Annotated in this window: 8 protein-coding genes; 4 read left to right on the forward strand and 4 right to left on the reverse strand. The window is 48.3% G+C overall.

The features are described 5' to 3' along the window. Positions 1-14: 14 nt before the first annotated feature. From KDK17_RS15870 to KDK17_RS15885, 4 genes are all read left to right on the forward strand, one after another. A complete protein-coding gene (locus tag KDK17_RS15870) occupies positions 15-818 on the forward strand; it encodes an undecaprenyl-diphosphate phosphatase (RefSeq protein WP_257275430.1) in 804 nt (267 codons plus the stop codon). Between the two features lie 335 nt (positions 819-1,153). Continuing rightward, complete coding sequence (locus tag KDK17_RS15875) at positions 1,154-2,074, forward strand: class I SAM-dependent methyltransferase (protein WP_257255442.1); 921 nt, start codon at positions 1,154-1,156, stop codon at positions 2,072-2,074. 283 nt (positions 2,075-2,357) lie between these two features. Continuing rightward, positions 2,358-3,017: a peroxiredoxin gene (locus tag KDK17_RS15880; protein ID WP_257255441.1), complete on the forward strand. Its 660-nt coding sequence runs from the start codon at positions 2,358-2,360 to the stop codon at positions 3,015-3,017. Between the two features lie 264 nt (positions 3,018-3,281). Beyond that, positions 3,282-4,070 (forward strand): class I SAM-dependent methyltransferase, encoded by a 789-nt coding sequence (locus KDK17_RS15885; protein WP_257255439.1) that lies wholly within the window; start codon positions 3,282-3,284, stop codon positions 4,068-4,070. Positions 4,071-4,168: 98 nt separating this feature from the next. On the opposite strand, the gene plsB is transcribed toward KDK17_RS15885, so the two are convergent. The 4 genes from plsB to KDK17_RS15905 all read right to left on the reverse strand — a co-directional run bounded on the left by plsB (position 4,169) and on the right by KDK17_RS15905 (position 10,054). After that, positions 4,169-6,649, reverse strand: a complete 2,481-nt coding sequence (gene plsB / locus KDK17_RS15890; RefSeq protein ID WP_257275428.1) for a glycerol-3-phosphate 1-O-acyltransferase PlsB — start codon at positions 6,647-6,649, stop codon at positions 4,169-4,171. A gap of 199 nt (positions 6,650-6,848) precedes the next feature. Beyond that, the gene (locus KDK17_RS15895) at positions 6,849-7,235 is read right to left on the reverse strand and encodes a hypothetical protein (RefSeq protein WP_257254534.1); all 387 of its coding nucleotides are present in this window, start codon (positions 7,233-7,235) and stop codon (positions 6,849-6,851) included. 33 nt (positions 7,236-7,268) lie between these two features. After that, entirely contained in the window at positions 7,269-8,399 is a 1,131-nt protein-coding gene (gene dapE / locus KDK17_RS15900; protein ID WP_257254533.1) for a succinyl-diaminopimelate desuccinylase, read from the reverse strand. A gap of 170 nt (positions 8,400-8,569) precedes the next feature. Then, complete coding sequence (locus KDK17_RS15905; protein ID WP_257254532.1) at positions 8,570-10,054, reverse strand: hypothetical protein; 1,485 nt, start codon at positions 10,052-10,054, stop codon at positions 8,570-8,572. Between the last annotated feature and the right edge of the window lie 476 nt (positions 10,055-10,530).

Below are 10,530 nucleotides of genomic sequence, written 5' to 3' on the forward strand. Positions count from 1 at the left end.
GGAGGGATGCTATCGTGGATAGCCTTCAGGTAATCATTCTTGCTCTGCTTCAGGGCCTGACAGAGTTTCTGCCAATTTCCAGTTCTGCTCATCTGATATTGCCTGCGCAGTTGTTGGGTTGGACGGATCAGGGGCTGGCATTTGATGTGGCTGTTCATATTGGCACATTGATCGCAGTTGTGGTCTATTTTCGTCAGGATTTGATCAGAATTGCCCTGGACTGGCTGGGCTCTGTGGCAGGTAAAGGCTCAACGGTGAACAGTCGTCTGGGTTGGTACCTGATTTCTGCGACCTTGCCAGCGGTTCTGTTTGGTTTTGCCCTGAAGTCTGTGGGTCTTGATGAGGCTATGCGCAGCATTGCTGTCATTGCAGGAACAACCATGATTTTTGGTGCTCTTCTGGGTTGGGCTGACTATAAAGGGAAAAAAATACAGCCTATTGAAACGTTGAACTTCCGTCAGGCTATGATCATTGGCTTTGCTCAGGCTATTGCCTTGATTCCGGGAACGTCTCGCTCAGGTATTACTATAACAGCTGGCCTGATGCTCGGCTTGACTCGTGAGGCGGCAGCCCGCTTTTCATTTTTGTTATCCATTCCGGTCATACTGGGGGCGGGGCTGCTTCTGACACTGGATCTGATTAAATCCACAGAGCCGGTCGACTGGGGCATACTGTTCTCTGGTGCCCTGATAGCAGGTGTCAGCGCCTGGATCTGTATGCATCTCTTTCTGTCATTTATCAATCGAATCGGATTGATGCCTTTCGTGATCTATCGCTTTGCTCTCGTTGCTGTACTGATGGCTGTTATGATGTTCTGACCATCAGTATGGTTATGGCTAAAGGCACAGCCATCTATCCTGCCGTATGGGTGAGTTTATCTACTGAATACTCACTTTTTTGTTATTAAAAAGTGGCTTCTTCTGCCTGTAAATTCCAGTTGATCATTTGTGTAAACAGGCTTTACTTCTTATTAATCGTAATTGGGGACTGTTCAGAAAAGACTGCGTCTGTTTCAGACTGATCTGAATGAAAGCACTTTTTCATAGGACGGACTACTGCACTTGGGTATACGGTTAAGTACGAAAGATCAGTGCCAGCACAGTTGAAGAATTGGTTCAGCTCCTACTCACTGTCCTAAAACCAGGAGATTTGAATGAGCAGTATTCGTCAGGGCATCAATAAAGTATTTCGCCGCCAGACATACCAGGTTGTGAAACCGAGCGAGCATTCCGATACTTCTCCAGACCTCGCCGTCGAACTTGAAAAGTACCGCTCCAGAGATCACTGGAACAGGTTTTGTGAACGCTTGCTACTATCCTCCTTAAAGAGCCTCACACAAAGCGTTCTAATTGAATGCGACAAACACGGAATTGAGGCACAGGAATGGGCGTCTGGTGTTGAAGACGAGTTGCGTTTTTGGTGGGATGGCCTTTCCAGGAATATGCTTGCGGCTCATCATGAAGACTTCCGAAAAGAGTTTCTGCTGGACTTTCCTTTTCAATATGAGGACTCATTACCCGGAAATGCAGAAGGTCATATAGAAATCCTCGATATGGGCTGTGCGCTGAAGCCAGCGGTTGGGCGTCTCCTCAACCAGCAAAAGCTGGACATAATAGCCGCTGACCCACTGGCATGTGCCTACAACACATTGATGGATATCTACGGTCTTGAGCGCGGCTACGACCTGGTTTTTGGTGTAGCAGAGAAAACGGCTGACCTGTTCGGGCAAGAACGGTTTGATTTCATTCTTGCACAGAACTCTATCGATCATGGATACGACCCAATACTTTCCTTTGAGCAGATTTGCAGGGCGTTGAAGGTTGATGGTGCCGCTCGCTTCCAGCATTTTGTAAATGAGGCGGAAACGCAAGACTATTCAGGATTCCACCAATGGAACATCGAAAAACACAGTGATTCCACACTGAGGGTCTGGAACCGTGGCAGCAGTCAGGTCGTTGACTTTAGTGTATATGGCTGCGAGGTTAGCGTGAACGAATTCGTCTATGAACGGTTCAAAACAGAGGAAACTGTTGGCATCAATGTTCAGGTCAAGAAGGTCAAAAGTGTGGTTTGACGTCTAAAGTATTAAGCCAAATCACCTGCACGTGATGTGCAGCTCCTGCGCGGTGTCAGGCAAGGATTTTGCGCAACATCACAGCGGTCCTCAGCGCCATTCATTGCGTTATTTGACACAGCATTGATCTGCTGGGAAGTCTGCGTTTTCTGCCAAAAATTGTAATTCCACACTTTTCGGACAAGACTGTGTCTGTTTCAGACTGATCATAATGAGAACATTTTTTCATCGACAGCGCTGAGACATCGACTCATGACCCGAGATTGCTCCCTGAGGAATTGACATGACTCTGAGAATTAATGACGTTGCCCCTGATTTTGCGGCTCAAACTACCCAAGGCTCCATCCACTTTCATGACTGGATAGGTGATTCCTGGGCCATCTTATTCTCCCATCCAAAAGACTTTACACCCGTTTGTACGACAGAGCTTGGCTATATGGCTCGACTGCAACCAGAGTTCGAAAGACGCAATTGTAAGCTCATTGGCCTGAGTGTGGATCCTGTTGATGATCATGAACGCTGGGCCAGAGACATTGAGGAAACCCAGGGGTACCTGCCCCAGTACCCAATGATTGGCGATACGGACCTTAACGTAGCGAAGCTATACAATATGTTGCCTGCTGACGCTGGAGATACCTCAGAAGGGAGAACAGCTGCCACCAATGCTACGGTAAGAACCGTGTTTATCATTGGGCCTGACAAGCAGATTAAACTGATGATGACCTATCCAATGACCACTGGCAGAAATTTTGATGAGATCCTTCGCTCACTGGATTCTATTCAGCTAACCAGCCGTTGCAGCGTGGCTACGCCAGTGAATTGGCAGCCTGGTGAGGATGTGATCATTCCACCTTCGGTTACGGAAGAAGAAGCCAGAAAGCAATTCCCGGAAGGTTGGATGACACTGAAGCCTTACCTGAGGATGGTAGCTCAGCCTGATTGATGCTGGAATGAATGTCTAAACCACAAATAAAAACAGCAGACCATGAATCTGCTGTTTTTGTTTGTGGTTTGCAGTTTCAAAAAATGGGTCTGGCGGCCTTTCAAACTCATGTCAAGAAGGCAAGGGGCTCTGGGCTCGCTTTACTGAAATTCATGCTCTAAAGACTGCTTCCGACGGGTTCCCGGGAGAAGTGATTCGAGGTTTTCAAATGCTTCCCCAGTGATAAAATTCAACCTACCTCAACATGTTGTGAGCAAAAGGCGAATGGCCAGTTCTGTCGTAGTACAAAATCATCCGGATCCTGATAAGCAGGCCTATCTTGATACGCTGCTTCGTGCAATGGATGAAACCTGTCTTATTATGAATCCAGCTGGCTGTGAGGAAGATCAACTTCTTCTTGGTTTTGAAGATGATCGTCTTTCCCTGAAGCGGGCTAATGGCAAGGAAAACCCCATCAGTGTTGACTTTGTGGGTGGCAAGGCGGGCCATAGAAGAAAGTTCGGCGGCGGGAAAAGCCAGGATATAGCCAAAGCGGTGGGCTTGAATAAAGGTGTCAAACCTCATGTGCTGGATGCCACAGGAGGGCTTGGTCGAGACGCATTCGTGCTGGCCTCGCTGGGTTGCAAGGTGACCATCATTGAGCGTTCTCCCGTCATCGCCGCTTTGCTGGAAGACGGTATCAGAAGGGCGATGGAAGATCGGGAGGTCTCGGAGATTGCCGGACGTATGCTGTTGATTAAACAAGACAGTCGTCGTGCAATGGAGTCGAGTATGTCCGCTGGAAAACAGTTCGATGTCGTCTATCTGGACCCCATGTTTCCGCATAAAGGGAAATCGGCACAAGTTAAAAAGGAAATGAAAATCTTTCAGGCGTTATTATCGGGTGATCCTGATGCAGATGAGCTGCTTGAGCCTGCGCTGAAACTGGCCCGATACCGGGTAGTGATTAAAAGGCCCAGGCTATCACCGGAATTGGGCAATGCTTCGCCCACCTACAAACTGCAAGGGAAGGCATGCAGGTACGATATCCATGCTCTTAAGGCATTTGAGTAAAGGTTGTGAATTAAGTATCCAGCGACCGCCATCTTTCAATATCCGCTAAATCCGATGGTGAAAGATGGCGTCTGCACGGGCGCTGTAACGGCAGTGAGTTAATGCTCTTTGATAGGAGTAGGTTGTGTTTTGGTGGTTTGCAGTATGCTGTGGCGGACTTCGCTGGTCAGAACCTTGAAGGCTTCATCGGCGACCATTTTGACTTCATCGCCAAAGTTGAGTTTGTTAGTCTGGGTAATCTCCACTACGTTATTGAGCCGTAATTGCTCGATAAAGTTTTTGAACAGAGCTTTGTCAAAGAACTCGGGAGCATTCAACCCGTGGATAATGGACAGCCTCTGAGCCAGGACTCGACTCTGGTTTTCCAGTGTCTCCTGTTTAATGTTGCCATTGTCATTACTGATCAGCAGGCTGATGACCATGAAAAAGCGCTCGAGCGTCTGGGCAATGGCACGGGAAAGCACTGTCAGAGTGACAAACTGAGCTGAACTGTACTCAGGCTGACGGTAGTAGCCGTCATGGTCGCTGATAATCAGGCCTTCGCTTTCCAATGTTTCCAGCCATTTGACGACCACTTTCAGGAAACTTCTTTTGCTCCACTTCAGAAAGAGTTCAGATTTAAGATAAGGGTACAAAATGGAGCAGACCCGGAAAATTTCTCTCTGCGTCATGGCGCTGTTATTAATAAACAGACAACTGAGCAGGGAAGGCACGGCAAACATATGCAGTACGTTATTCCGGTAATAGGTCATCATGACAGCGGTCTTTTCGTCAAGGCTGTAGACATCACCCAGAGAATCACTGAATTTATTGAGTAAATCCAGCTTCTCCGCATAGCGGATGACGCCATAGCCATCCATATCAGTAATAACGGTCTTGTCGCTGTAGGGGGATTTGCTGAGCAGCCGCTGATAGATCTCTATCAGCAATACCAACTCCTGTTCACCCAGGGCATGACGAGGCGATGAAAGCAGGGCCATGGCGACCAGGTTAACCGGGTTGATGACAGCAGCTGAGTTGATCTCGCTGGCAATTTTGAATGCCAGAGTATTGGTCGCTTGCTTTAACCACTTTGGTTTAAAGCCTTCAGACTGATCTTCCTGCCATTGAGGAACTTCCTTATCCATGAATTCACCCATGCTGACAGGGTTGCCAAAGTTGATCCAGGCTTTGCCAAACTGATCCTTCAATGCTGCCAGTGTTCGCACAACGTCCAGAGGGGACTCTTTTTTCTTACTTTTGCCCCTTAGTTCACTCATGTAAGTGCTGACTTCCAGCAACTTCTCATAACCAATATAAACCGGCACAAACACTATGGGCTTGCGATTATCTCTAAGGTAGCTTCTCATGCTGATAGAGAGCATGCCGGTTTTCGGGTTCAGAGTCCGACCGGTTCTGGAGCGGCCGCCCTCAACAAAATATTCAATGGGGAATCCGCGACTGGACAGGGTATGCATGTATTCATGAAAGACGGCACTGTAAAGGGGGTTGCCTCTGAAGGTTCTTCTCATGAAGAAAGCCCCACCTTTACGGAGAATGGTACCCACGATGGGCATATTCAGGTTGATACCGGCAGCAATATGGGGAGGCGTCAGTCCCTCATAGTAAAGAGCATAGGAAAGCAGCAGGTAGTCGATATGGCTGCGGTGACAGGGCACGTATACAATACTGTGCTTCCGGGAAAGTGCTTTGATCGGTTCAATGTTATTGATCGACAGGCCGTCGTAGAGTTTGTTCCAGAACCAGGTCAATAGAATATCCAGGAATCTGAGGACCGGATAAGAATAGTCAGATGCGATTTCATTGGCGTACTGCCGAGCCTTGTTTTCAGCCTCAATCAGGGTAATTTCCTGGGCGGCGGCTTCGGTCTCTATGGCTTTGCGAATCTGTGGAGTATGGAGCAGACCATTGACCAGTATTCTCCGGTGAGAGAGATCAGGACCAATGACAGACTCCCTGAGCTGACGAAAGTGTACCCTGAGAATTCGACCCACCTTGCGTAGTGTGCGGGTATGTTCCTGACCTTCATCCACCATGTCTCTCAGGGACATGGCCGGGTTAAAGTGAACCATGGTCTGTCTGCCATGAAGCAGGATGGCCATAAACTTTCTGAAGCGCCCTCCCAGACTGAAGTTCCAGTCAAAAAGGAGTTTCAGGGCGGACTGCTCTTTATCCGGAGCCCGTCCCCAGAAAATACTAACAGGAACCAACTGTACGTCCCGGTCGGGATGCTCCTCGGTTTCCTTGAGCAGGTTTGCCAGTGTATCTGCCGTTTCCGGATGCTCTCGCTGAAGCAAAACACCTCGTTGTTGAGTCAGGTAAAAATAGGCTTGATCACCGTTCTTGCACTCTTTGTGAATAAACGCATAGGGACGAGGAAGACCGGCTTTTCGACACTCCTGCTCAACCACCATCAGATCAGACAGGGAGCGGTTACGAAGTACGTAGCAGACAGTCTTGTCTGGTTGAATCCCAAGACTTTCTGTAGTGTTGTTATGAACTGTTGTTCTGACCCAGATGAATAACAGCTTTCTCAAGCTATGAAACAAAACGCGACTGAGAGTATTGGGTTTGTGCATTGGGCTGGCTGCGGCCTGAAATCAAGAGGGTAAATGGCTACCGGTGGATTCTAGCTTGAATAGAGGCAGTGGCGCAAAGAAGAAAGTGTATATTTGCCGGATCGAAAGCACGCCCGTAAGGCAATTATTCTTTCCTGACAGGGAAAGCCATGGGTAAAAACCAGAGATGCTGAGTAGCTTCTCTGGCGGCAATAAGATGTCAGAGGGCATTTGGCCAGGAAACTGTGCTTTCTTCACCTGTTTCCGTCATCTGCCACCATTCATCCATATCTTCACCGTCTGACCAGGGGGCCGCATTGGCTCTCACCCGGCATTTGGCAAACTGGTTCAGGCTTCTGGCACAGGCCATGTCATCACTCCATGGGGTTTTATTGGCTTTGAACCAGATGCTGGTCCAGGCTTTGCCAACAGCGCCCTCAACAATCATGACGGGCGCTGATCCTTCCTCGCCATGCAGCAGAAAGTCGTGAACTTTCTTGCCGCTACTCAGCACTTCAAGAGTATCAAAATGAGCTCTGAGCCATTTCCGGATCATCTCCAGGCTCAGGTCTTTGGCATAGATTTCAATATCTTCAATGTTATTCATAGAGGGTTATAGCGTTATAAATGGAGCATAAATTTACGTCAGGAGTCGCTTCAGGATGCCCTGATAAATCCTGTCGAGATGATTAAGGTCACCGGCTTTGATGCATTCATTTACTTTATGGATGGTTTTATTGACCGGCCCCAGCTCAACCACCTGGGCACCGGTTGGCGCTATGAAGCGGCCATCGGAGGTACCACCGGAGGTCGACAGCTCAGCATCCAGGCCGGTTTCAGCTTTGATGGATGCTTTGGCGGCATTGACCAGTGCACCGGGGCGGGTAAGGAATGGCTGGCCGCTGACATGCCATTCAATATCGTATTCAAGGTCATGTCTATCCAGAATGGCCAGCACTCTTTCTTGCAGCGCTTTATCAGTGACTTCGGGAGAAAAACGGAAGTTAAAGTTGACTTCGCACTTTCCGGGAATCACATTGCTGGCACCTTCTCCGGCATGAATATGCCAGATCTGGAAGCTGGTGGGCGGGAAGAACTCATTACCCTGGTCCCACTCTTCGCCAGTCAACTCTGATAGCGCCAATGCCACTTCATGAACCGGGTTTCTCGCCAGATGTGGGTAAGCGACGTGTCCTTGAATACCATGAATTACCAAGTGACCGTGCATTGAGCCGCGGCGTCCATTTTTGATGATATCGCCCACCTGATGGGTGCTGGAGGGTTCGCCTACGATGCACCAGTCTATCTTTTCGTTACGGGCTTCCAGGTACTCAATGACTTTTACGGTTCCATGCCGGGCAGGGCCCTCTTCATCGCTGGTAATCAGGAAAGCGATAGAGCCTTTATGGTCAGGGTTTCCAGCAACAAAAGTCTCACAGGCTGTCACCATGGCAGCCAGACTGCCTTTCATATCGGCTGAACCACGTCCCTGCAACATGCCTTTTTCATCGACAAAGGGAGAAAAGGGAGGGTTATCCCACTTTTCTACAGGACCCGTGGGGACAACGTCGGTATGACCGGCAAATGCCAGTACCGGCGCAGTGTCTCCCCTGCGAAGCCAGATGTTTTCGACGTCGCCAAACCGCAGTTTCTCTACTTTGAAACCCAGTGGTTCCAGGCGGCTGATCATCAGATCCTGACAGCCCTCATCTTCGGGAGTGACGGAGGGACGCTGAATCAGATCTATGGCAAGTTCAATCGTGGGGGTCATGTGCGGTTTGTCTGTTCTATGGTTTACAGTTTTTCACTTGGAACGGTGATTGTACCACGTCATGAACTTGCCAGCCGAGCCAATAAAGTCTCCGGAATACCAGGGTTTTCAGTTTTGTTGCCCTGGCTATCAACAAGACATTGGCTCAGCCCAAGATCAAGACCAAAGGCTTAATCGATCTTGATCTTGGTAGGGTCGGCCAGATCCGATAACGCTTTTAGCGTCATTGATTTCTGTAATTCATCGGTTGAAGACTGCTCCAGTTTTTCACAAGCATTCTCGAAGGCCTGTGGCTCAAGGTAACACACCTTAAAAATTGTTTTCAGCCTTTCTGCCAGTTCAATTCTTTCCGCACGAACACAAAAGTCAATGAGCGGGTTGAGCAGGAACAATTTGTCTTTGACCGGTCCGGAAAGCAGACAGGTATAACACCGGATGAAACTCTCGAAACCTACAATCTTGTGAGGTTCCATGCGATCAACATCGACCAGAGTTTGTTGCAAAATATCCAGAACGGTGTCTTTAATTATCTGATGGTCAGCTGCCCCGGGATATCCCTGTTCTAGCAGTTTCACGACAGAGCCCCGGTAAAATGGATCCCTGAGGGCTTTGCAAAGATCCTTGTCGTTAAGGCGGATACTGACCGATGCAATTTCTTTATCCCATTCATTCGCCCATTTCTCCGCCCAAGTGAAATGACCCCTGGTAACCAAGAGATTCAGGAGGGAGTAAGCCAGCTCTGCATCCTTGATGCCGAATTTGAAAAATTCCATAAAACACTTCCCAATATCCTCAAAATCTCTTTCGTCCAGTTTTCGCAGCCATTTGGAGTCTCCCAGGCATTTTTCCAGCCCGTCAGCGAGCGTTTTCCTGGCAATCTCCATGGTTTGATGATCTTGCATATTTGCCAGGGCCAGTATCGCTTTGCCGTGGTCATGAAAGTAGTGTCCGTGAGGTTCGTCGGTATGTTTAGTGTATGGCGCTTCATTCTGGACCAGTTTAGCGAGGGCTACCTGAAAATGATTTGCTTCCAGAGTTGCCTGATGTTTATTTTTAAAATACTGGGCATGTGGCAAATCTCCCCGGACGACAAAAAGATTCAGAGCTGAATTCGCCAGTGCATTACCACCATTGCCACAGCTGGTCACCAAAGAGTCGATAAGCTTTTTCAGCTTTACGTACTCTTTTTCGGGTATTTTACGAATAGATGGATAATTATCCTGCAAAATGGTTTTAAGGTTATCTTTGGCTAATTGCGCAGCTTGATCCGGAGATGACAGTTTCAGCGATGCCAGCAATGATTTTACCCGGGCGGCATCTTTTGCATCTATGGCCTCTGCCAGAGCAGGTAAAACCTCTGTTAGTTCCATCGGACTTACTGGTTGTGAATCGGCTGTCAGTTTGGAGCCCGTGTGTGCGGAGCTGCCGGAGACAGAAGAAGCGATTGTCCTTTCCGAAAGCGCTGCTGCAGCAGTCACTGTACCCGTTTCTCCGTAGCCAATAGCGCGGAAGAAACCGTTATAGATAGCGCCAAACCAGCTGTTTACAGCCCTTCCGTTTTCAGCCCTTCCTGAGCTTTCTGTTGACTGGACAGATAGCTCCTGCCTGATCGAGCTGTTCTGTTGCAGTGTTGATTGGGAATTAACAGGTTGCATAATTTGTACCTCTCTGAGTTTAATTGAATTTAATTTAATATTGTCAATGTCATCTTGGACAACACAAAGTGCAACTAGTTCCAGACAATCAAAATAGAAGAGCCAAACGTGTTTTCTCTTTCAATCATTGCAGGGACGATACCGATAATCCCATTATCAACCAGCACACTGGCAAAGTACTTACCAGACGGATTCTGCTAACAAGGGTGTCCATTTCTCTGACCTATAAATGAACTCTTCGGAACCTTCTGGCGTCTAATTAATAACGAGCGGTATCGCAATACCTGACTTGCTACTCAAGGTGCTTTTCAGAGGAGTCAAAGTGCTATGAATCGATTACACCATTTATTACTGACGAGTCTGCTATTTTTTTCTGTCCAGGTTTTTGGCGGGGAATTCTCACCCGGCTATCCGTCGGCATACCGCTACTACCCAGAGCTGGCAGGTGCACTTGATAAAGACTTGGATGGCTTGCT

The sequence above is a fragment of the Endozoicomonas sp. SESOKO2 genome (genome assembly GCF_024606245.1).
In the GTDB taxonomy this organism is placed as follows: Bacteria; Pseudomonadota; Gammaproteobacteria; order Pseudomonadales; family Endozoicomonadaceae; genus Endozoicomonas_A.

What these genes read in the sequence shown, in the direction of transcription:
- KDK17_RS15875 (WP_257255442.1), top strand. Translation starts at nt 1,154, where the DNA reads ATGAGCAGTATTCGTCAGGGCATCAATAAAGTATTTCGCCGCCAGACA.
- KDK17_RS15880 (WP_257255441.1), top strand. Translation starts at nt 2,358, where the DNA reads ATGACTCTGAGAATTAATGACGTTGCCCCTGATTTTGCGGCTCAAACT.
- KDK17_RS15885 (WP_257255439.1), top strand. Translation starts at nt 3,282, where the DNA reads ATGGCCAGTTCTGTCGTAGTACAAAATCATCCGGATCCTGATAAGCAG.
- plsB (WP_257275428.1), bottom strand. Translation starts at nt 6,649, where the DNA reads ATGCACAAACCCAATACTCTCAGTCGCGTTTTGTTTCATAGCTTGAGA.
- KDK17_RS15895 (WP_257254534.1), bottom strand. Translation starts at nt 7,235, where the DNA reads ATGAATAACATTGAAGATATTGAAATCTATGCCAAAGACCTGAGCCTG.
- dapE (WP_257254533.1), bottom strand. Translation starts at nt 8,399, where the DNA reads ATGACCCCCACGATTGAACTTGCCATAGATCTGATTCAGCGTCCCTCC.
- KDK17_RS15905 (WP_257254532.1), bottom strand. Translation starts at nt 10,054, where the DNA reads ATGCAACCTGTTAATTCCCAATCAACACTGCAACAGAACAGCTCGATC.